Origin of the sequence: Curtobacterium sp. VKM Ac-2889 (genome assembly GCF_015350855.1) — a bacterium.
Classification (GTDB): domain Bacteria; phylum Actinomycetota; class Actinomycetes; order Actinomycetales; family Microbacteriaceae; genus Curtobacterium; species Curtobacterium poinsettiae.
Genome location: NZ_JADKSC010000002.1, coordinates 1 through 21706 on the forward strand (window position 1 = coordinate 1; position 21706 = coordinate 21706).

Annotated in this window: 19 protein-coding genes; 10 read left to right on the forward strand and 9 right to left on the reverse strand. The window is 70.3% G+C overall.

Going from position 1 to position 21706, the window contains the following annotated elements; all coding sequences use genetic code 11:
- Positions 1-144 precede the first annotated feature (144 nt).
- Positions 145-969, reverse strand: coding sequence for a helix-turn-helix domain-containing protein (locus tag ITJ50_RS05835; protein WP_031259148.1), 825 nt, complete (start codon positions 967-969; stop codon positions 145-147).
- Positions 970-1083: 114 nt separating this feature from the next.
- Here ITJ50_RS05835 and melA point away from each other — a divergent pair, with 114 nt between their 5' ends.
- From melA to ITJ50_RS05855, 4 genes are all read left to right on the forward strand, one after another.
- The gene (melA, locus tag ITJ50_RS05840; RefSeq protein WP_194590112.1) at positions 1084-2508 is read left to right on the forward strand and encodes an alpha-galactosidase; all 1425 of its coding nucleotides are present in this window, start codon (positions 1084-1086) and stop codon (positions 2506-2508) included.
- A gap of 127 nt (positions 2509-2635) precedes the next feature.
- Entirely contained in the window at positions 2636-3940 is a 1305-nt protein-coding gene (locus ITJ50_RS05845; RefSeq protein WP_228501047.1) for an ABC transporter substrate-binding protein, read from the forward strand.
- Positions 3924-4883 carry a carbohydrate ABC transporter permease gene (locus tag ITJ50_RS05850; RefSeq protein WP_194590113.1) on the forward strand — a complete coding sequence of 320 codons (960 nt, stop codon included), beginning with the start codon at positions 3924-3926 and terminating at the stop codon, positions 4881-4883. Before ITJ50_RS05845 ends, ITJ50_RS05850 begins: the two co-directional genes overlap by 17 nt.
- A complete protein-coding gene (locus ITJ50_RS05855; RefSeq protein WP_228501049.1) occupies positions 4883-5758 on the forward strand; it encodes a carbohydrate ABC transporter permease in 876 nt (291 codons plus the stop codon). Before ITJ50_RS05850 ends, ITJ50_RS05855 begins: the two co-directional genes overlap by 1 nt.
- 101 nt (positions 5759-5859) lie before the next feature.
- On the opposite strand, the gene ITJ50_RS05860 is transcribed toward ITJ50_RS05855, so the two are convergent.
- The 3 genes from ITJ50_RS05860 to ITJ50_RS05870 all read right to left on the reverse strand — a co-directional run bounded on the left by ITJ50_RS05860 (position 5860) and on the right by ITJ50_RS05870 (position 8373).
- Positions 5860-6069 carry a cold-shock protein gene (locus ITJ50_RS05860; protein ID WP_042540496.1) on the reverse strand — a complete coding sequence of 70 codons (210 nt, stop codon included), beginning with the start codon at positions 6067-6069 and terminating at the stop codon, positions 5860-5862.
- 16 nt (positions 6070-6085) lie between these two features.
- Positions 6086-7195, reverse strand: a complete 1110-nt coding sequence (locus ITJ50_RS05865; RefSeq protein ID WP_042540448.1) for a fatty acid desaturase family protein — start codon at positions 7193-7195, stop codon at positions 6086-6088.
- Positions 7196-7329: 134 nt separating this feature from the next.
- Positions 7330-8373, reverse strand: a complete 1044-nt coding sequence (locus ITJ50_RS05870) for an AraC family transcriptional regulator (RefSeq protein WP_194590114.1) — start codon at positions 8371-8373, stop codon at positions 7330-7332.
- A 510-nt stretch (positions 8374-8883) separates the two neighbouring features.
- On the opposite strand from ITJ50_RS05870, the gene ITJ50_RS05875 reads away from it, so the two are divergent.
- The 4 genes from ITJ50_RS05875 (at position 8884) to ITJ50_RS05890 (ending at position 12224) form a co-directional block, all read left to right on the forward strand.
- Complete coding sequence (locus tag ITJ50_RS05875) at positions 8884-9672, forward strand: helix-turn-helix domain-containing protein (protein WP_194590115.1); 789 nt, start codon at positions 8884-8886, stop codon at positions 9670-9672.
- Positions 9665-10378: a GAF and ANTAR domain-containing protein gene (locus tag ITJ50_RS05880; RefSeq protein ID WP_194590116.1), complete on the forward strand. Its 714-nt coding sequence runs from the start codon at positions 9665-9667 to the stop codon at positions 10376-10378. Before ITJ50_RS05875 ends, ITJ50_RS05880 begins: the two co-directional genes overlap by 8 nt.
- The gene (locus tag ITJ50_RS05885; protein ID WP_194590117.1) at positions 10375-11088 is read left to right on the forward strand and encodes a GAF and ANTAR domain-containing protein; all 714 of its coding nucleotides are present in this window, start codon (positions 10375-10377) and stop codon (positions 11086-11088) included. Before ITJ50_RS05880 ends, ITJ50_RS05885 begins: the two co-directional genes overlap by 4 nt.
- Before the next feature lie 89 nt (positions 11089-11177).
- Entirely contained in the window at positions 11178-12224 is a 1047-nt protein-coding gene (locus tag ITJ50_RS05890) for a LacI family DNA-binding transcriptional regulator (RefSeq protein ID WP_194590118.1), read from the forward strand.
- Positions 12225-12354: 130 nt separating this feature from the next.
- Here the strand turns inward: ITJ50_RS05890 and ITJ50_RS05895 are convergent, their stop codons facing one another.
- From ITJ50_RS05895 to ITJ50_RS05910, 4 genes are read right to left on the reverse strand one after another with little or no spacing between them, the layout of a single operon-like run.
- Positions 12355-14814: a glycoside hydrolase family 31 protein gene (locus ITJ50_RS05895; protein ID WP_194590119.1), complete on the reverse strand. Its 2460-nt coding sequence runs from the start codon at positions 14812-14814 to the stop codon at positions 12355-12357.
- 10 nt (positions 14815-14824) lie between these two features.
- On the reverse strand, positions 14825-15736 hold the full coding sequence (locus ITJ50_RS05900) for a carbohydrate ABC transporter permease (RefSeq protein ID WP_042540454.1): 912 nt from the start codon (positions 15734-15736) through the stop codon (positions 14825-14827).
- Positions 15733-16704, reverse strand: a complete 972-nt coding sequence (locus ITJ50_RS05905) for a carbohydrate ABC transporter permease (RefSeq protein ID WP_017886934.1) — start codon at positions 16702-16704, stop codon at positions 15733-15735. Before ITJ50_RS05905 ends, ITJ50_RS05900 begins: the two co-directional genes overlap by 4 nt.
- Positions 16705-16729: 25 nt before the next feature.
- Positions 16730-18001, reverse strand: coding sequence for an ABC transporter substrate-binding protein (locus ITJ50_RS05910; RefSeq protein ID WP_159557859.1), 1272 nt, complete (start codon positions 17999-18001; stop codon positions 16730-16732).
- Positions 18002-18242: 241 nt separating this feature from the next.
- Between ITJ50_RS05910 and ITJ50_RS05915 the strand changes: the two genes are divergently transcribed.
- Together ITJ50_RS05915 and ITJ50_RS05920 are read left to right on the forward strand one after the other, a co-directional pair.
- The gene (locus ITJ50_RS05915) at positions 18243-18527 is read left to right on the forward strand and encodes a YrhK family protein (RefSeq protein WP_017886936.1); all 285 of its coding nucleotides are present in this window, start codon (positions 18243-18245) and stop codon (positions 18525-18527) included.
- 53 nt (positions 18528-18580) lie between these two features.
- On the forward strand, positions 18581-20410 hold the full coding sequence (locus tag ITJ50_RS05920) for a BCCT family transporter (protein WP_228501053.1): 1830 nt from the start codon (positions 18581-18583) through the stop codon (positions 20408-20410).
- A gap of 135 nt (positions 20411-20545) precedes the next feature.
- Here the strand turns inward: ITJ50_RS05920 and ITJ50_RS05925 are convergent, their stop codons facing one another.
- On the reverse strand, positions 20546-21700 hold the full coding sequence (locus tag ITJ50_RS05925) for a low temperature requirement protein A (protein ID WP_194590120.1): 1155 nt from the start codon (positions 21698-21700) through the stop codon (positions 20546-20548).
- Positions 21701-21706 lie beyond the last annotated feature (6 nt).

The window sequence follows — 21706 nt, forward strand, 5'->3', positions numbered from 1 at the left end:
CCTTCGGCACCGACGCCGTCAAGCGCGGCCTCCTCGTCGGCACCGCCACCATCACCGCACAGATCAAGTAACACCCCGCACCACGATCGGCCCGGACCACGCAGCAGCGCGGTCCGGGCCGATTCACGTCGTGGGAGCCACAGCTCAGCGGGCCCGCGCTCGGTACGCCCCGGGCGCGCTCCCGCAAGCACGGGTGAAGTGCGCGTAGAAGCTCGACTGCGAGCCGAACCCCGCGGCGTGCGCGATCTCCGACGTCGTCATCGACGTGGTCGCGAGCAACCGCTGTGCTTCGGCCACTCGGCACCGAGTCAGGTACTCCCCGATCGTGGTCCCGACGTCCTGCCGGAACACCGTCATGGCGTAGTGCGGATGCAGGTGTGCCGCAGCGGCGACGTCGGCGACCTCGATCGGTTCGCGGAACCGGTCCACGACGAACCGCACCATGTCGATCACCCGGTGCATCGCGTCCGCGGTGCCGTGCCCGCCCTCCGCGCGCTGGTCCACGGCGTCGCGGTGGTGCCGCAGCAACCGGCGCACCAGGGCCTGCGCTTCGAGGTTCGCGATCACTCCGGCTCCGTCGTCCGCGAAGTCCCGTTGCCACGACGACAACATCGACTCGACGTCCCGCCCGGCCGCACCGGTCGGCACCACGACGGGACGGTTCAGCAGCATGGCACCGAGGTCGTGGTCCGGAAGCCCCCATGCCAGCACCTCGCCGAGCGGTATGTGCACCCACCGGCACTGTCCGGTCCCCGTCGCGTCACCGACGAGCTGGTGGGGTGTCCATCCCCAGAAGAGCGCGATCTCCCCCGCGTTGACGCTCACCGGCTCCCCGCCGAACCGGTAGTCGAGCCGTCCCTCGAGCACGAGGTTGATCTCGAGGTCGTCGTGCCGGTGTGAGGACGGCATCATCGGCGCCGGGCCGCGATGGCTCCAGTACGCCGCTTCCACCGTCTCCACGTCGAGCACGGTGCCGAGCCTACGGCAGCGGCGTGGACGACCCGGAGTCCGATCGGAGGATCCTGGAACCCCGCCGTCCGAAGCCGGAGGACCCCGGGCCCCGGCGCTTCCTACCGTCGTCACATGACCAAGATCACCATCATCGGCGCCGGCGGCTTCGTCTTCCCCTTCCGCCTCATCGGCGACCTCGTCTCCTTCCCCGCACTGCAGGACGCGACGTTGCACCTCATGGACCTCGACGCGGGCCGGGTCGCCCGCACTGCGACCGCAGCCCGCGAACTCGTCTCCCACCACGGCCTCGGCGTCGAGGTCCTCGAGACCACCGACCGGCGCGAGGCCCTGGCGGGTGCGGACGTCGTCATCATCACGTTCCAGGTCGGCGGCGTCGAGTCGTACAAGTGGGACGTCGAGATCCCCCGCAAGTACGGCATCGACCAGGCCGTCGGCGACACCGTCGGCCCCGGCGGCGTGTTCCGGTTCCTGCGGTCGGTCCGTGCCTACGAGGACATCGCCCGCGACGCGCTCGAGCTCTGCCCGGACGCCCAGTTCATCAACTACGCGAACCCGATGGCGATGGCCACGGCGTTCCTCAACGCGAAGGGCCTGCGGACCGTCGGCCTCTGCCACAGCGTGCAGGGCACCACCCGCATGCTCGCCCGCACGCTCGGCGTGCCCTACGACGAGGTCGAGTTCGTCAGCGCCGGCATCAACCACCAGGCGTGGATCCTCGAGTTCAAGCGTCGCAACGGCGAGGACCTCTACCCGCGTCTGCGCGAGGTGATGACGGCGAAGCACCAGCGGGGCGTCGCGGCGTCCGACCTGCACGACGACGACGGCGACCACAGCGAGGCGGCTGCCGCGGCGAGCAACTACGAGGGCGGCAACGAGCAGGTCCGCACCCAGCTGATGCGCTCGTTCGGGTACTTCGAGACCGAGTCGAGCCACCACGCCAGCGAGTACGTGCCGTACTTCCGCAAGGACCCGGAGACGGTGCTCGAGTACATCCCGGAGCGCTGGGACTACTACGAGATCTGCCTGGCGCACGACGAGCAGGGCGACGTGGACACGCAGCTCGAGAAGCTCAAGGCCGACCTGACGCCGAGCGTCGAGTACGGCGCGAGCATCGTGAACGCGATCGTCACGGGGGTCCCCGCTGTCGTCTACGGCAACGTCCCGAACAGCACCGGCGTCATCCAGAACCTGCCGTCCGACGCATGCGTCGAGGTGGCCTGCCTGGTGGACGGCAAGGGCGTGCAACCGACCTCGTTCGGCGAGCTCCCGCCCCAACTCGCCGCGATCAACCGCACGAACACGAACGTGCAGACCCTGGCGGTGCGCGCAGCGCTGACGGGCAACGTCGAGCACGTCCACCACGCGGTCGCCCTCGACCCGCTGACGGCGGCGCACCTCACGCTCGACCGCATCGCCGAGATGACCGACGAGCTCCTGCACGCCCATGCGGCGCTGCTCCCCGAGTCGCTGCGTCCGGCGGACGCGGGCGCAGCCGCGCACACGGCCGACCGGGAGGCCCGCCCAGCGCTGGTCTGACACCGTCGCGCCCGACGTGGGGTCGGGTCCGCAACCGCGACCCCACGTCCGGCTCGCGCCGACGCGCAGCCGCGCGCCGCGCCTCCAGTCCGTCCTGCACGGCACCACGACCTCAAAGGAGAGGACCATGCCGACCCGACCATCCCCCCAGCTCGCCAGACGGGGGTTCCTCGCACTCGCCGGTATCTCGATGGCCGGCGCCCTCGCCGCCTGCGCGGGCCAGGGAACCGCTGCCCGCGGCGGCACGAAGCACATCCGCCTGTCCACCTGGAACATCCCGACGGACATCACGAGCTACCAGGCGATCGCCGACGAGTTCGTCGCGGCGCACCCGGGCACGAGCGTCTCCGTCGAGGTCACGACCGGCCAGTTCCACCAGTGGTTCATCACGCGGCTCGCCGCCGACCTGGCGCCGGACGTCATCCGGATCACCCCGCAGCAGATCGGCCGGTACGCCGCGAACGGCAGCCTGGTCGACATCTCGGGGGCCGTCCCGGCGGACTACCGGCAGGACTACAGCGACCCGTTCTGGGCGATCGGCGCGCGGGACGACGGTGTGTACGGCGTCTTCCAGCACACCGACAACTTCATCACCTACTACAACCGCGACGTCATGGAGCAGATCGGCGTCACACCGCCGGAGGCCCTGGCCGACGCGTGGACGTGGGATGCGTTCCTCGACGTCGCGAAGGAGGTCAAGCAGGTCACCGGCAAGTACGCGTTCGGGTACGGCTGGTCGTCGCCCGAGACGGCGTACCGGTGGCTGCCGCTGGTCCACCAGAACGGCGGCGCGTTCCTCGGGGAGGACGGCGCGACCCCGTCGATGGACACCCCCGAGGCGATCGACGCCCTGGCCTTCGGCCGGAAGTGGTACGCCGAAGGACTCGCGACGACCGGCAACCTCAGCAAGAGCGGCGGCGGTGACGTCTCGCGGAACCTGTTCCTGACCGGGCAGATCGGCATGATGCTCAACAACCCGGAGTCGATCGCGCAGCTCGACACCGACATGCCCGACAACTGGGGCACTGCCCCGATGATCCGCAACGTCGGCGAGGCGAGCGACCTGGGCGGCAACGCCCTGGCCGTCACGAAGTCGAGCAAGCACCCGGAGCTCGCGGCCGAGCTCGTGGCGATGATCACGTCACGGTCGAAGATGCAGCAGTTCTGCCACGACGGCAACTGGCTGCCCGCCCGGAAGTCCCTCGACGCGAAGGACATCGGGTACGCCGCGAACACCGACACGATGCAGCGGTTCATCGACCAGGGGACGACGATCCCGCTCTCGATGGTGAAGGCCGAGAGCGGCGAGTACTTCAGCTCGCTCAACGCGGTGTTCGCCGACTACCTCGACCTCTGCCTGCTCGGGCAACTGAGCCCGAAAGAGGCCTCGAACCAGATGATGGAGGCGATGCGCAGTGTCACTGCGAACTGAGACCGCGCCGGTCCGCACGACGGCGTCCACCGCCCCTCCGACCGGCGGACTCCCCGCTGGCGACGGTGCCCGCCGAAGCCGCGGCCGCTTCGTCCCGTACGTGTTCATCGGCCCCGCGGCGCTGCTGTTCCTCGGCTTCTCGCTCATCCCGATCATCACGGCGATCGCGCTGAGCTTCCAGGACTCCAGCACCTCGCTCGGCGACGGCACCTGGGTCGGCGGGAAGAACTTCGTCGACATGGGCTCCGACCCGCTCATCGGCACGGCGCTGCGGAACACGCTCGTGTTCACGCTCGGCACCGTGCCGACCTCGATGGCGATCGGGCTCGCCCTGGCGGTTGCCCTGAACAGGCCGCTGCCCGGACGCTCGGTGTTCCGCGCCCTGTTCTTCGTGCCGATGGTCGCGGCCGGCGTCGTGGTGGGCGTCATCATGTCGTGGATCTTCAACGGCGACTACGGCGTCGTGAACAACCTGCTCGAAGCGCTCGGCATGGGCCGCGTGCCCTGGCTGACCGCTCCGGGGTGGGCGATGGCGACCCTGGTGGTCGTCGTGGTCTGGACCCGGATCGGCTTCTGCATGGTGATCTACCTCGGCGCGCTGCAGTCCGTGCCCGCCGAGCTCAAGGAGGCCGCCGCGATCGACGGCGCCTCGCACTGGGTGCGGTTCCGGACCATCACCTGGCCGCTGCTCCGCCCGACGACGTCGATCCTGCTCATCCTGAACGTCGTGTTCTCGTTGCAGGCCTTCGACGTCATCTACGTGATGACCGGCGGTGGCCCGGGCTTCTCGACGACCGTGCTGATCCAGTACGTGTTCCGGTCGGCGTTCATCGATGCCCGGATGGGCTACGCCGCGGCGCTCGGACTGGTGCTCGTCGCGATCCTGCTCGTGTTCACGCTGCTCCGGCAGCGCGCCAACCGCAAGGCGGAGGAGATGCTCTGATGGCCGTACTCGATGTCCGCGGTCCCCGCCGCCGTCCGGCTGGAGCCCGCTCCCGGCGTCGGCCCGGTCGGTGGGTGCTCGTCGCCGGGCTCACCGCCCTGGCCATCCTGATGGTGTTCCCGCTGTACTGGATGGTCGTCTCGGCACTCACCCCCGGCGGGCAGTCGCAGAGTGGCACGTTCTCGCTGTTCCCGACCCGGCCGACGTTCGAGAACTACACGCAGGTGTTCAGCACGCAGCCGGTCTGGCGGTGGCTCGGCAACTCCGCGCTCATCACCAGCGTCGGCACCGCCTTGAGCGTCGTCGTGTCGCTGATGGCCGGGTACGCACTCGCCAAGTTCCGCTTCGTGGGCCGAGGGCTGCTGTACTCGGCGTTCCTCGTCACGATCATGATCCCGATCCAGGTCACCCTGGTGCCGAGCTTCCTGGTAGTCGCGAAGATCGGCCTGGTCGACTCCCCCTGGGCGGTGATCCTGCCGACCGTGTTCGACGTCGTCGGGATCTTCATCGCCCGGCAGTTCATGGTCGGGGTGCCGGACGCGCTGATGGAGGCCGCTCGGCTCGACGGCGCCGGCGAGTTCCAGACGTTCTTCCGGGTGGTGCTGCCCTCGTGCGGCCCCCTGGTCGGGGTGCTCGTGATCCTCGGCTTCATGACCCGGTGGAACGACTTCCTCTGGCCGCTCGTCGTGCTGCAGGGCAACGAGAACCTGACCGTGCCGGTGGCCCTGTCGACCCTGACGAACAACCCGGCGTTCAGCTCACCGTGGGGAGCCGTGATGGCGATCGCGACCGTCACGGTGCTGCCGTTGCTCGTGGTCTTCCTGGCGTTCCAGCGGCAGTTCGTGCAGGGCATCGCCTCGACCGGCATCAAGTAGGGCGCCGGGAGGTTCCGGGACTACCACTGCAGTGGCCATGGGAAAGAAAGGACGGGAGGCACGGTGCCAGCTGGCACCGTGCCTCCCGTCCGTCGTCCGCGTCAGCGGATGATCGAGATGTTGTCCGCCTGCGGACCCTTCTTGCCGGGTCCGATCTCGTACTGCACGTGGTCGTCCTGGGCGAGCGGCCGGGAGCCGGTCGCCGCGACGATGCTGGAGAAGTGTGCGAACAGGTCCTCGGACCCGTCGTCGGGGTGGATGAATCCGAACCCCTTGCTGTGGTCGAACCACTTCACGGTGCCCGTGGGCATGGCGGTCAGCACGGCGTCAGTGGATGCGCAGCTGCGCGACCATGGGGCACGCGAAGGGGTCGCGGGCGGCGAGGCCGACACGGTTGAGGTACCGCACGACGATGCCGTACGAACGCAGCAACGTGGTCTCCGTGTAGGGCACGTCGAGGGTGTCGCAGTGGTCCCGCACCAGCAGGCGGGCCTGCTTCAACGCCGGACGCGGCATCGACGGGAACAGGTGGTGCTCGACCTGGTAGTTCAGCCCACCCATCAGGAACGACACCCACCAGCCGCCACGGATGTTGCGCGAAGTCCGCACCTGGCGGGAGAAGAAGTCGACCTTCGCGTCGTGGGCGATGGTCGGCATCCCCTTGTGGTTCGGAGCGAACGATGCACCCATCATCACGCCGAACACGGCCAGCTGCACCCCGAGGAACGCACATGCCATCCCGAACGGCAGGAACCAGAACACCACCGTCAGGTAGATCGCGAACCGCGCCACCAGCAGCGCGCCCTCGATGAGGCGGTGCTTCTTGTCAGCCTTTGTGCCGTTGCCGGTCACGATCGACATGACGGCGTAGCGGTGCAGGTTCAGGCCCTCGAGCGTGAGGAGGGGGAAGAACAGCCACCCCTGGTAGCGCATGAAGGTCTTCATCACGCCACCCTTCACGGCGGCGGCGTCCTCGGGCAGGAAGCGGATGCCGTCAGGGGCGATGTCCGGGTCCTTGCCGACGGTGTTCGGGTTGCCGTGGTGCCGGGTGTGCTTGTTCATCCACCACGAGTAGCTCAGCCCCACCAGGAACGTGCCGAGCCAGCGGCCCGCGCGGTCGTTCCACTTCTGGGACTCGAACACCTGACGGTGCGCAGCCTCGTGCGACAGGAACGCGAACTGCGTGAACAGCACCCCCAGCGCACCGGCCACGATCAGCTGGAACCACGAGTCACCCAGGAACGCGAACGCGACCCAGGTGAGGGCGAGGCTGCCGACGAGTGCGCTGAACAGTGCCCAGTAGAAACCGGTACGACGGCGGAGCAGGCCGTTCTCCTTCACCTGCGCCAGGAGCGCGGAGTAGGTCGAGGTGCCCTTTCGGGCTCCCGTAGCGGGGCGAGTGCGGGTGTAACCCGGAGCGAGCGGAGTCGTGGTCATGTGGACCGCTTTCAGTCACGGATCGGTCCTTCGACCGGTTCGAGAGAGTTCACGCGATTGCGCTTGCGGCGACCCTAGGGGCCGAACTTGCGTGTTCACCGTGGTGTCCGGAACACGTCGCACGACCTTCGAGATCACCCCGCGTGTCGCTCCGGACCCGCTGCGCACGCACCGGACGATGCGCGCAACGTCTGGCCCGGGTACTCGCCGAATCGGCGGAAGTAGGTGCCTGAGAAGCGCCCCAGGTGACGGAAGCCCCATGTCAGGGCCGCCTCGCTCACACTGGTCTCCTGCCGGCTGCCGGACTCCAGCGCCGCGCGCACCCGGTCGAGCCGCATCCGCAGCAGGAACGTCATCGGCGAGACGCCGTGTTCCCGCATGAACGCCGTCTGGAGCGTGCGGGGGCTCACACCCACCGCGTCGCAGATGTCGGCGAGGCAGAGCTGCTGATCGCAGTGTCCTTCGAGGTACGCCACGGCGAGTTCGACCGTCGACGGGGTCACGGCACGCCGGAGGCTCACGGGCACGCGCGTCCCGAACGCTCCGAGGACGGCCTCGACGAGCGCGACCTGCGCGCTGGTCCTGGCGCCCTGGGTGAAGCCGTCGCGCGTCGCGGTGACAGCCACCTGTTCGACGCACCGGCGCAGGTGTTCGAGCACCCCCGCGGCGGGTTCGGCACCTCGGCCCGGCAGCTCCGGCGCCGCGGCTCCGAGCGAGGAGCGCACCTGGTCGAGGAGTGACCGGTCGATGCTCACCAGCTGCAGCGTGCCCGTCGGGGCGCGGACGGAGAACTCCCCCGACGTCGGCATCAGGACGGGCGTGCCGGGCCGGGTCTCGAGGACGGCACCGTCCTGGACGGCGATACGGACGCCACCGGTACTCGACCACCCGACGACGATGCGGTCGACGGGTTCGAAGGTCCCGGAGAACCCGGAGGTCGCCGACGCCGTGACGAGGCTCACGCATCCGTCCCGGCGGGTTCGGTACCGGAACCGGAAGGGCAGCCGGGAACTGTCGTCGTCGACGTCGAAGCGGACGTCACGACCGTGCCCGGCCTGGGCGAGCACGCGCGCGGCGAAGGACCGGTCGGTGCCGGAGCGTTCGCTGTGGCGGCGCTGGGTGTCGATCCGCGCGGTGACGGTCCGGGCCGCGTCGTCCCCGTGGACCGCGGCCAACACGGTGCCTCGTCGAGGTGCTGTCCGCATCGCTGCTCGAACCAGGAGCGGGCGTCCCGCAGGCTCGCAAGCCGTTCCTGTTCGTGCAGTGTCTCCATGAGCGTGCAGTCGACCCCGTCGACAGTGCGCTCGACGCAGCCGAGGAGCATGTCCGGGTCCCCCCAGGCGGATGCAGCGTCGACGACCCGCCAGCACCCGGCGTCGACCGGCTGCACCCGGATGTCCGTCGGGTCCGTCGGGGCGAGTGCCCGTATCCGTTCGGTGTGGACGACCTGCTGTCGCACGACGGAGTCGATGACCATGGTCGAGGTTCCCTGTGCGTGTCCCATCGCGCCTCCCTGTCGGTTCGATGTGGTGCACTGCTTCGACCAGCGGCGCACGAGACACTTTCAGTATCAACAGGACGGTTCCCGTCACGTCAGGGGTTGACACCAGACCGCGTCTGGCGGATCATCCGCGGCCCGGGTCGGGGTCCTGGCAACGCACCGTGGACGGTTCCCGTACGGTCGGCCCATGAACGACGGGAGCGGTGCGGCACGGGACGTCCCGCCTCGGCTCTCACGTGCTGTGCGGGACGCGCTCCGGTTCGTCCAGGAGCACGCGACGACCCACATCACCGTCACGGACGTCGCCGCGGCGGTCCAGCTGTCGCCGCGGAGTCTGCAGAAGCGGTTCCGGACCGAGATCGGGCAGACGCCGGGCGCCTTCCTGCGCGCAGTGCGGCTCGAGGGGGTGCGTCGTGACCTGCAGGCGGCATCCGGCACACCCGACCGGCGGACCATCGCGGCGATCGCCCAGCGGTGGCAGTTCAGCAACGCGGGTCGGATGGCTGCGGCGTTCCGTGAGGCCTACGGGATCGCGCCCTCGTCGGCGCTGCGCTCCTTCGCGCCCGAGGACGACGAGGACGGCGCACCGAGCCTGTCGGACCGGAACCAGCGGCGCTTCCGGCTGGTGCTGGACTGCGAGGTGGACGTCGACGACCCAAAGGCGGTGCTCGCCGGGGCGCTGCAGCGTGCTGGGGCCGGTCCCTGGCGCGACTACCGGCCGGACGGCGGCAGCGAGGACCTGATGGCGTTCCTGCTCGGCAACGCGGTGCGGACGGTGGTGCGCGAGACCTCCGGCGTGACGCTGGTGGCCCTGGACGCGATGCTCCGGGTGCAGGACGAGCAGGGGACGTACCCGCCCGCCGAGCTCCCGGCCTGGCGTGCCGGCCCACCGCCGAACGTGCCTGCGCCGTCCGGATCGTCCGAAACCGCCCAGCGCGTAGGATCGGGAGACGGCAGGGAAGGCGCCCATGGATGACGCATTCGAGCGTGCACTCCGTGCGCTCCGGTCGGCGGACGTCGCCGACGACCAACTCAGTCGGCCGTTCGCGCTCGCGCTGCCGATGGGCGGTGTCTCGATCTCGACCTTCGGTGAGCTGTGCCCGAGCGAGACCGTGTCCGCGACCGACGAGGTCGCCACCCGGATCGACGAGATCCAGCTCGACCTGTCCGAGGGACCGTGCTGGGCCGCGCTCTCGACCGATGCCCCGGTGCTGGAGACGGATCTGGTGGAGCGTCCGAACGCCGCGTGGCCAGCCTTCAACGAAGCCGTCCGGAGCGAACCCGTCGGCGCGGTCTTCGCGTTCCCGGTCGCCTTCGGGCCGTTCCCGCTCGGCGCGATCGACGTGTACGTCCCGCAGCCCGCGACGATCGAGGAGGACACCGTACGCCAGGCCATGACCCTCGCCTCCGCAGTCAGCCGCCGGGTGCTCCGCCGAGCCCTCCGCTCCATCGCGGACCAGGACGACGCCCTGCTCGACCGGAGCCCGTCGTCCAGGCGCGTGGTCCACCAGGCCACCGGTGTGGTGCTCGCGCAGCTCGACATCAGCCCCGAGGACGCCTACCTGCTGTTGCAGGGCCATGCCTTCGCCCGCCGGACGACCATGCGCCGGGTGGCGGAGGAGATCCTCGACGGCACGGTCCGGTTCGAGAAGCGAGGCGACCTGATCGAGGAGGTCCGGTGACGACGGCAGGCCGAGAAGCCCGGATCCTCGAGACGTTCACGTCGCTCGCCGACACCCTGGTGGACGCCTACGACGTCGTGGAACTGCTGCAGACCCTGGTCGAGACCTGCGCCGAGGTACTCGGCATCGACGCTGCGGGCATACTGCTGGCCAACGACGACCAGGAGCTCGAGGTCGTGGCCTCGACCTCTGAAGCGAGCCGGCTCGTCGAGGTCCTGCAGCTCGACGCCGAGGCCGGACCCTGCATGACCTCGTTCGCGACCGGACGGGTCGTGGCCTGCCCGGACATCGAGGTCGCGCCGGCGGAGTGGGCGATGTTCCGCACGGGCGCGGTCGAACTCGGGTTCCGGTCGGTGCACGCCGTCCCGCTCCGGCTGGGCAGCACCGTCATCGGCACACTCAACCTGTTCGGCATCGCCGTGGGTGCCCTCGGGGAATCGGACCTGCGCGTCGCCCGTGCCCTGGCCGACGTGGCGACGATCGGCATCCTGCACGAGCGGTCCCTGCGCGAACACGAGGTCGTCCGCGCGCAGCTGCAGCGCACCATCGGCTCGCGCGAGGTCATCGAGCAGGCCAAGGGCGTCGTGTCGTACCTGCGCGGCGTCTCGATCGAGGACGCCTTCGCGGTGATCCGCGGGTACGCGCTCGAGCACCACGAGCCGCTCTCCGAGGTCGCCCGCGCGATCGTGCAGCGCCGACTCGTCCCCTGACGACCGCGGGCGAGCAACCCCGACCGCGGGGGAGCACGCACGACCACGGGCGAGCAACCACGGCCCCCGCCGCCCGCTACGGTGAGCGGATGGGCAAGGTCACGCTGCAGGACGTCGCCGCGCACGCCGGCGTCTCGATGAAGACCGTGTCCAACGTCGTCCGTGGCTACCAGCACGTCAGCGACCCGATGCGCAGCCGGGTGCAGGCCGCGATCGACGAACTCGGGTACCGCCCGAACGTCTCGGGCCGGTCCCTGGCGACCGGACGTTCGAACATGCTCGCCTTCGCGTTCCCCGACCTCCGACGCCCGTACTTCGCCGAACTGGCCCACGTCTTCTCGCGGGTCTGCGCCGACCGCGGCTACCAGCTCCTGCTCGAGGAGACCGGCGGCGACCCCGACGGTGAACGCTCTGCGGTGCGGGGACGCGAGGCCGGTGTGGTCGACGGGGTCGTGATCCACCCGCAGGTGCTCACGCCCGAGGCGATCGACCGGATCCGCGGCGACACCGCCGTGGTGTTCCTCGGCGAGGACGTCCGGCCCCCGCACGCCGACCAGGTCGTGATCGACAACGCCGGGGCCGCCACCGAGGCCGTCGCGCACCTCGTGGCGCTCGGCTGCCGCCGCATCGGGTTCTTCGGGCACGAGACCGGCCCGTCGTCGCGCACGTCCGGACTGCGCCTGGACGGCTACCGCGCCGGACTCGTCGCCGCGGGCCTGCCGCTCGACGACGCGCTGCTGGTCCCCCGCGAGGTCGGCGACGCCGCCGGTGCCGAGGTCGCCTTCGGCGCTGCACTCGACGCCGGACTCCGCGTCGACGGCCTGCTCTGCCGCGACGACCTGGCCGCACTCGGAGCGCTCCGGGCGATGCGCCTGCGCGGCCTGGACGCCCCCGGCGACGTCGCCGTCGTCGGGTGGGACGCGGTCGGCCTCGGGTCGAGCCTGGTGCCGAGCCTGACCTCCGTCGCGCCCGACACGGTCGCCCTCGCCGACACCGCGCTCGACCTGCTGGTCGAGCGGATGGACGGCTCCGACGTGCCCGGCCGGCTGGTCACGGTCGGCCACCGCCTGCTCGTCGGCGAGAGCGCGCCGCACGCGGACGGCACGTCCGACCGGGCGGCGCCCCAGGGCGCGTGAACGGCGGACGGGAGGCCCGTGGCGGCGCCGCCACCCCTCCCTCGCAGGCTCGGTCGGCGCGGCCCGCGTGCCGCTGGCGCGACACTGCTGAGCGAGCCGCGCCCGTCCGCCTTTCCCCCGTCGCGTGCCGTCAGCGACCTGCGGGAGCCGACTCCCCCGGGTGCACGCTGCCGAGCAGTTCGACGACGACGTCCCGCAGGGCGTCGGGCAGCCCGACGGTGCCGAGCTCGACGATGCGGTCCGCACGCGGCAGATCCTTCGCCACGACCTCCCACGCCTCGAGCTTCTCCGCGTTGCCGGCCTGCGCGCCCTCGAGGACCTGCCGGACGGCGTCCCGCGCGTCGACCCCGACGACCGGAGCACCGACCAGCGTGATCGATCCGCCCGACGCCGAGTCGACGGACAGGTCGACAGAGAACCGGTCGACCGAGCGAGCCGATGTCGGTTGCCCGTCGGCCGGCGCGGCGAGGAACGTGATCCGCCAGTCGCGGTGGGTGGGGACGACGTCGAGGGCTCCGGTGGTGCCGTGCACCCGGAACTCGGCGTGTTCGGGATCCCAGGTCAGACGGGTCCGGGCGGTGCGGCTGCCCTCGCCCTCGTGGTCCTCGACCAGGGTGAACTCGCCGGGTGCACCCGGTGCGACGAGGACCTCGAACGCCGTCGGGTTGACGGTGGCGTCGAGCTGGTCGGCCGCCGCGAGCGGCAGGACCCCGCCGGCGCGCAGCAGGGCCGGCACCGTGTCGAGCGTGCGGTGCAGGTCGACGAACCGGTCACCCGCGTACACCGTGCCGGTGAAGACGTCGGTCCAGGAGCCCGGCGGCAGCCAGGCCCGGGCGACCCCGTGCCGGCTGACCGGGTCGCGCGGCGCCACGATCGGGGCGACGAGCAGCTCCGAACCGAACGCGTAGGTGTTCGGCGCCCGGTACGCCTCGTCGCGGCGCGGCTCCAGGTGGTAGAGCGGCCGGACCAGCGCGGTGCCCTCGGCCGTGCCGTGGTTCATCGTGTGCAGGTACGGCACCAGGCGGTGGCGGAAGCGGAGCGCCTCGCCCATCGCGGCGCGGGCCTCGGCCGGGAACACCCACGGCTCCTTGCGGATGAACGGGTTGTTGGCCGAGTGCAGGCGCATGATCGGCGAGAACACCCCGAACTGCACCCAGCGGGTGGCGAGCTCGTCGTCGCGGACGCCGCGGGTGTGGCCGCCGATGTCGTGGCTCCACCAGGGGTAGCCGATGTTCGCCGCTGTGGCGGTGAACTCGGGCTGGAACGCCAGGGACGCCCACGACACGACGGCGTCGCCGGAGAACCCGACGGCGTACCGGTGGCTGCCGGGGCCGGCGTAGCGCGAGAAGGTCATGCCGTCGACGGGGGCCGGCGCTGCGTCGGCGTCCGGGCCCGCGTCGGCGCCGCCGGACGGCGCGTGTCGTGCCGAGTCGAGCAGGTGGAAGTGGTTGAGCAGCCAGAGCGGGTCCACCCCGGGTAGCCCGGTCTCACGACCCTGCTGCCAGTCGATCCACCAGAAGTCGACGCCCTGCTCCTCGAGCGGGCGGTGCAGCTGTTCGAAGTAGGCCTGCAGGAACCGGCGGTCCGTCGGGTCGAACGGGATCGGCTGCTCGGTCTCCGGGTCGACGCCCATCGCCCGGGCCACCGCGGGGTAGGCATCCTCGAACGCCCGCACGCCGTCGGCCGGGTGCAGGTTCAGCGTCGTGCGCATCCCCCGGCGGTGGAGTTCGGCCAGGAACGCCTCGGGGGCCGGGAACAGCGACGGCTCCCACGAGTACCCCGTCCAGCCGTTGCCGAAGCGCGGCGGCACCGAGTCGACCCGGTGCCAGTCCATGTCGATGACGGCGACCGAGAACGGCAGGTGTTCGTCGGCGAAGCGGTCCAGCAGCTCGAGATACGAGGTGTCGCTGTACGGGTGGTACCGGCTCCACCAGTTGCCGAGTGCCCACCGCGGCATCCGTGACGGCGGGCCGGAGACGGCGTGGTACGTGCGGAGCGCAGCGTCGTAGTCGCGGCCGTACGCGAAGACCGTGACGTCGCGGCGACCGGGGACCCGCGTGCCGATCCAGCCGTCGTCGGCGAACAGGAACGACTCGCTGTCGTCGAGTGCGGTGATGCCGTCGCGGGCCAGGATCCCCGCCTCGAGCGGCATCCGGCCGTCGACGTCGTCGAGGGTGCGGCCGGTGCCGCCGAGGTCGCGCGGCTCCTGCCCCCACCGCCAGCGGTTGGCGTCCGGTCCGGTGGTCTCGACCACCAGGCCGCTCGGGCTGAAGGGGCGGCCGTCGTAGCGCAGGCGTGCGCGGTCGGTGGTGACGACGACGCCGTCGGTGCCGGTGCCGTCGGTGGCGGCCGTCTGCTCCACGGTGAAGGCCGGCACGGGCAGGCGGCGGCGCAACGCGAAGGTCGAGGCGCGGTCCTCGAACCCGCCGTCGTCGCTCCACTCGATGCGGAACGCTCCGGCGTCGAGCACGGTGATGCGCCAGCGGTCGCCGGTGACGACGGCTGCAGGGTCGGCGACCGGGTCCGAACCCGGGAACGGACGGATGGTGGGGAGGACGGTGCCGGTGGTGCCGGTGGTGCTGCTGCTCACGTGGTGCCTCTCAGCTCTTGACCGCACCCTGGGTCACGCCGCTGATGACCCAGCGCTGCGCGAACAGGTAGACGATGATCGTGGGGGCCATCGCCATCAGGTACGAGGCGAAGGCGACGTTGTAGTCGGTTCCGAACTGACTCTGGAAGATGTTCTGCACCACGGGCAGGGTCTGCAACCCCGGGTCCGCCGTGATGAGCGACGGCATCATGAAGTCGTTCCACGATGCCAGGAACGCGAAGATGCCGACCGTCGCGTTCATCGGGCCGAGGAGCGGCAGGATGATCCGCCAGAAGATCTGCCACGTGGACGCCCCGTCGATGCGGGCGCTCTCCTCGAGTTCGACCGGGATCGACCGCAGGTACGCCGAGTAGAGCAGCACGCTGAACGACAGTTGGAACATGGCGTGCAGGATCCCGACGCCGATCGGGTTGTCGAGGCCGATCTCGGCGGTCAGCTTGATCTGCGGCAGCGCCACGACCGGGAACGGCAGGAACATCGCCGCGAGCAGGTAGACGAACGAGTACCGGAAGAACCGCTTGTGCCAGTTCCGGACGATCGCGTACGAGGCGAACGAGCTGAGCAGCAGGGTCGCGACGACGGTGAGCGCTGCGACGCCGAGCGACACCGAGAAGGACACCGGGAACCGGGTCAGCTGCCAGGCCTCGGCGAACGAGCCCGGGTTGAACGGGAACGGCAGCGAGAGTGCATTGCCGTCGACGGACTGCTCGGTCGTCTTGAACGCCATCGAGAGCGTCACGTACAGCGGGACGAGCACGGTGAGCGACGCGAGGCCGAGGACCACGGTCAGCGCCCAGTTCGTGCCGCCCAGTCGTCGGCGGTGTCCGCGGCCGGAGCGTCCGCCGCCGCCGGTGGTCACGGCTCGGGTGTCGGTCGGGGGTCGTGTGTCGGTGGCGGTCATGCGAGTCGCAGGTTCCTTCCGCGGGTCGCCGCGAGCTGCAGCACGGAGATGAGGACGGTGATGATGAAGAACACGGTCGCGTTCGCCATCTGGTAGGCGTAGTCGCCGCCGGTGAAGCCGCCGAAGATCGTCATCGCGACGCTGCTGGTCGCGCTGCCGGGGCCGCCGTTGGTCAGACCGACGATCACGTCGTAGGCGCCGAGGTAGCCCTTCACACCGAGCACGGTGTTGATGACGATGAAGCCGCCGAGGAGCGGGAGCGTGATCGCCCGCAGCTGCTTCCAGCCGGTCGCCCCGTCGAGTGCACTGGCCTCGTACAGCTCCTCGGGGATGGACGTCAGGCCTGCCGTGTAGATGAGGAGCGCGCCGGGCACGGTCTGCCAGGCGGACACGATGACGATCGCGAGCCAGGCCAGGTTCGGGTCGCCGAGGATGCTCTGCTCGAGCGGGCCGAAACCGACGCTCGTGGCCAGGGCCGGCACGGTGTTCGAGAACAGGAAGTTGAACACGTAGGCGACGATGATCCCCGAGATCACCATCGGGATGACGAACACCGAACGCAGTCCGGCGGCGAACCGGATCTTCTTCGCCAGGGCGATCGCGAGCGTCAGCGCGACGACCTGCGTGACGACGACGGTGACGGCCGCGAAGCCGAGGGTGAACCCGTACGACGCCAGGATCGCGGGGTCGGAGACGAGCGCCTTGTAGTTCTCGACGCCGATGAAGTCCCACTGCCCGAACCCGAGGTAGTCGGTGAAGCTGTAGAAGACGCCGACGCAGGCGGGGGCGACGACGAACGCCGTGAACAGCACGAGGGCCGGCACGAGGAACAGGTAGTACATGCCCTCGGTGCGGCTGAGTGAACCGACGCCGCGGGAACCCACACGACGGTGCGTGCGGGCTGCGTCGGTGGCCGGCCCGGACGTCGCCGGGTCGGTGTCGCGGGAGAGCGGGGTCTGCATGGTCATGGTGACTCCTGGTTCCTGGTCCGGCTCAGACCGTCGCGGAACGGCCGGCGAGCCGCCGCCAGTCCGAGTCGAGCCGCCGCAGCATCGAGGTGAAGTCCCCGCTCCGGATCGCCGACTGCAGGTAGTTGCCGAGCGGGATCGACGTGGGGATGAAGGTGCCGGCGCCCTGGTAGAACGCCGCGTCGTCGACGTACTGCTGCAGGCCGGCGAGCCGCTCGTCCTGCTGCGGCGGTGCGTCGATGCGGGGCGAGTACGCCAGGTTGTCGCGGTTGTAGGCGTCGATGACATCGGGCTGCATGAGGAACTCGACGAGCTCCTTCGCCTGCTCCGGGTGCTCGGACGCCGTGGGGATCCAGAGCCCGAGGTCGATGTTGACCCGGGCCTTGCGGTCGGCCGGGTCGTTCGACACCGGCAGGGCGAAGGTGCCGACGGGCAGCTCCGCGTCGATCAGCGCGATCTGCCCGAGCGCCCACGGGCCCTGCAGGTACATCGCGGCCTCGCCCTTGCCGAACGCCAGGTTGCCGTCGGCGTAGGCCCGGGTGGCGTGGTCGCGGTTGAAGAACGACGAGATGGTCTTCGCGCGCTCCATCGGCACCGCGAAGTCCTGCTCGAACGACACCTCGGAGTCCGGGCCGACGTCAGCGCCCAGGGCCTTCATCTTGCGGAAGAACGAGCCGGTGTCGACGAGGCTGCCCACCGAGTAGTCGAACAGGCCCTGCCAGAGCGTCCACGTGTCGCGGTCGGTGGCGTAGATCGGCGTGACGCCGGCCTTCTGCAGGGTCCGGCAGACCTCGACGAAGTCGTCCCACGTCGTCGGGACCGGCAGGTCGTGGTCGGCGAAGATGCGCTTGTTGTAGATCACGCCGGCCGCGGCGAGCGAGTACGGCAGCACGCTCGTGCGGTCCTCGAACGTCGCGTACTGGTTCGTCAGGGTGTCGATGTCGGGTCGGACCCGCGCGGCCGACGGCAGGTCGCCGAGGTCGCTGAGCACGCCGCGCGAGATGTACCGGGCGAGCTCGAGGTTGTCGTTGAAGCACCCGACGTCCGCCGGTTCGCCGCGGACGAACTGCGGGGCGATGGCCGCGGTGCTGTCGTGCACGACCGACGTGCCGGCGTGCTCCCCCTCGAAGTGCCGCAGCAGCTTGTCGAAGTACGCGATGACCTCCTGCTTCTGCTCGTAGAAGCGGAGCGTCGTGGCTCCACCGGCGGCACGCCCCGGGGTCGCGCACCCGGCGAGCGCCATCGTGCCGAGTGCGATGCCTCCGGCCGCGCCCGCGAGGAACCCCCGCCGGCTCACCGCGGCCTGGAGTGTTGCGGTCCTGCTTCCCACCATCGGGTCTCTCCCTCGTCGCGCATCGTCGCGCAGGCTCCTGTTTACAGCGCTGTAAAGCCTACGTCAACGTTGTAATCGCATCTGGCCGTGCCTGGAGGGACGGTGCCAGCCCGCCCCGCGCCTCCCGTCCGCCGCGCAGCGCTTCCACGGCCGCGCCCCGCCACCCACGGGGACGGACGCGCCACAGAACTGACAGGATCGTCTGATGGCGCAGGACGAACGGGACATCGCACTCCGGGTGGGGCACGAAGAGCTCCGCATCCGCGGGCTCTACGAGACCATCAGCATCGTCAACGACGTGATGGTGGCGCTCTGGTTCATCGTCGGCAGCGTCCTCTTCTTCTCCGAGAGCACCACGACGGCCGGCACGTGGCTGTTCCTGATCGGGAGCATCCAGCTGCTCATCCGCCCGGTCATCCGGCTGTCGCGGAGGCTCCACCTGGGTCGGGTCGGCCGCGGGAACCCCTCGGAGTCCGCGCGCGACTTCTGACCACGACACGCCTGGGCGAACACACAGGAACGCGAGCAGGCACCATGGACTGCATGGCAAGCACCACTCCTCCCCTGCCCGGACCCGTGACCACGACACCGCAGTTGCGGCGGTGGGTGTTCTGGCCCGCCGCCGTCATCGTGCTGGGGTTCGTGGCCTTCACCCTGATCTCCCCCTCCACCGCCGAGGCGATGTTCCTCGGACTGCAGGACGGCATCGTCCAGAACTTCAGCTGGTACTACGTGCTGATCGCCGCGTTCTTCGTCGGCTTCTCGCTGTTCGTCGGCTTCAGCCGCTTCGGTGACATCAAGCTCGGCAAGGACCAGGACGAGCCCGAGTTCTCGACCGGTTCGTGGTTCGCGCTGCTGTTCGCCGCCGGCATGGGCATCGGCCTCGTGTTCTACGGCGTCTCCGAGCCCCTCAGTCACTTCGCCTCCCCGCGCCCGGGCGTCACCGGCAACGAGAAGGAACTCGCGCAGCAGGCACTGACCCAGACCTTCCTGCACTGGGGCCTGCACGCATGGGCGATCTACGTCGTCCTCGGCCTCGCCCTGGCCTACGCGATCCACCGCCGGGGTCGCCCGGTGTCGATCCGCTGGGCGCTCGAACCGCTGCTCGGCAACCGCGTCCGCGGCGGCTGGGGCAACCTGATCGACGTCATCGCCCTGGTCGGCACGCTGTTCGGTGTCGCGACCTCGCTCGGCCTCGGCGTCATCCAGATCGGCGCCGGACTCGAGAGCGCCGGCATCGCCGACAGCAGCATCGTCAGCCAGATCGCCATCATCGCGGTGATCACCGCCGTCACGATCGTCTCGCTCGTCACCGGTGTGACCAAGGGCATGAAGATCCTGTCGAACTTCAACCTGCTGCTCGCCGCCGCGCTGCTGCTCTTCGTGCTCATCGTCGGTCCGACGCAGTTCCTGCTGCGTGACTTCGTGCAGTCGATCGGCTCCTACCTGCAGAACATCGTCGGCCTGTCGTTCAACGTCACCGCGCAGCAGGGTGCCGAGGGCGAGGCCTGGCAGGGCGCCTGGACCACCTTCTACTGGGGCTGGTGGATGTCGTGGGCGCCGTTCGTCGGTGTCTTCATCGCCCGCATCTCCAAGGGCCGCACGGTCCGACAGTTCGTGTTCGGTGTCCTCCTGGTGCCGACCGCGCTCACGTTCCTGTGGTTCGCCGTCCTCGGTGGTGCGGCCATCCACCGCCAGACCGACGGTGCCGGCGGCCTCGTCGGCTCGGACGGCTCGGTCGACATCGAGGGGTCCCTGTTCGCGCTGCTCGGTGACCTGCCCGCCGGCGTGGTGCTGACCTACGGCGCGATCCTGCTCATCGGCGTGTTCTTCGTGACCTCGTCCGACTCCGGGTCGCTCGTGATGGCGATGATCGCCTCGGGTGGCGACATCGAACCGAAGAACTGGCTGCGCGTCTTCTTCGCCGCTGTGTCGGCACTGCTCGCCGTCGCACTGCTGCTGAGCGGCGGGTTGAACGCGCTGAAGACCGCGGCGATCACGACCGCGTTGCCGTTCAGCATCGTCCTGATCCTGACCTGTTGGTCGACGATCATCGCCTTCACCCGCGAGCGCCGGGCCTACGACAAGGCCGAGCGCGAGGTCCTGCTCGAGCACGTCGGCGCCTACTACGGGCTCGAGGTCGAGGCGCCCTCCGAGCGTCCCGCACGGTCCGCTCTCGGCCGTCCGTGGGCAGCGGTGAAGAGCCGCGTGCGCGGTGGCCGCGGAGCCGCGGCTCCGACGGTGGAGGCCGGTGCGCTCGAGGACTTCCCCGTGCGACCCGAGTCGATCTCGGCGGACCCGGCGGTCGACCCGAGCCTCGACGCGCGTCCGACGTCGGCCGACACGTCGGCGACGGAGCAGCCGGAGCGCTGACGCGCCGTCGACGCGACCACCTGACGGACGGGAGGCACGGTGCCAGCTGGCACCGTCCCTCCAGGCACGGCCGTCCCGCCGCTGGCGCGTCGCGCCGGTACCGGCTGCTGGGGCCCGCCTCCCGTCCGTCGTCCGTCAGGTGTCGGTCCGCGCGGACGCGACCTCGAGGGTCACGACGACCGCCGCCACGGCGAGCGCGGTGAGCGTCAGCGACACCGCCGGCACCGCGATCGACGCGAGGACGACGAGCACCAGGGCCACCACCGCGGCGTTGGCCCGCGTGGACAACGACGGCCGGATCGCGAGCGCCCAGATCGACAGCACGAACACCGCGACCGGCACCGCGACGGTCGCGGCGACCGAGGCGGACGACAGTGCGACGTGTCCGGCGTCGGCGCTGACCGCGACCTCGATGCCGGCCGGCAGCGCGCCGGCGGCGGCGAAGACGAAGAAGTGGCCGTAGCCGAACACGAGCGCGGTGGGCAGCGAGCGGATGTGCGCGTGCTGCTCGCGGGAGAAGTAGATCCACCACATCCCGCCGGTGATCACCAGTCCGCAGCCGGCGAGCGCCAGCAGGGCTCCGAGGTGCTCGGTGTGCGCGAGGGCGTCGATCACCGCACCGGCCGAGGCCACCAGTCCCTCGCCCAGGACGATGAGGGTGAACAGCGAGAACCGCTCGGCCAGGTGCCGGGTGTGCCACGGGGTCGTCCCCGTCGAGGTCTGTGCCCAGATCGGCACGGACAGCTCGGCGAGCACGAGGAACGGTGCCGCGTACCCCCAGACCTCGTCGGGCAGGGCCAGGGAGAGCACCCAGAGAAGCTGCACGACCGTGACGCCGACGGCGTGCAGGACGGCGGTGCGGCGGGAGCGGGTGGAGGACACGGCGGCGCGGATCCACTGCCCGACCAGCGCCAGCCGCATGACGACGTAGCCGATGACGCCGATCGTGAAGTCGTCCTCGACCATGGCCGCGTGCACCCCGGCGGCGAGGACGAGCACCCCCGCCATCTGCACGAAGGTCATCACCCGGTAGAGCCAGTCGTCGGTGTCGAACGACGTGGCGAACCAGGTGAAGTTCATCCACGCCCACCAGATCGAGAAGAACACCAACCCGTAGGCCAGGACGGCCGAGGTGACGTGCCCCTCGACCTCGATCTCGTGCAGGTTGGTGGCGGCGAACCCCACGGCGACGACGAACACCAGGTCGAACAGGAGCTCGAGCGGACTCGCTGCCCGGTGTCGTTGGTCGGGGTCCCGCGGCACCATCCGGCGCAGTCCGATGGTCGGCATGGGGCC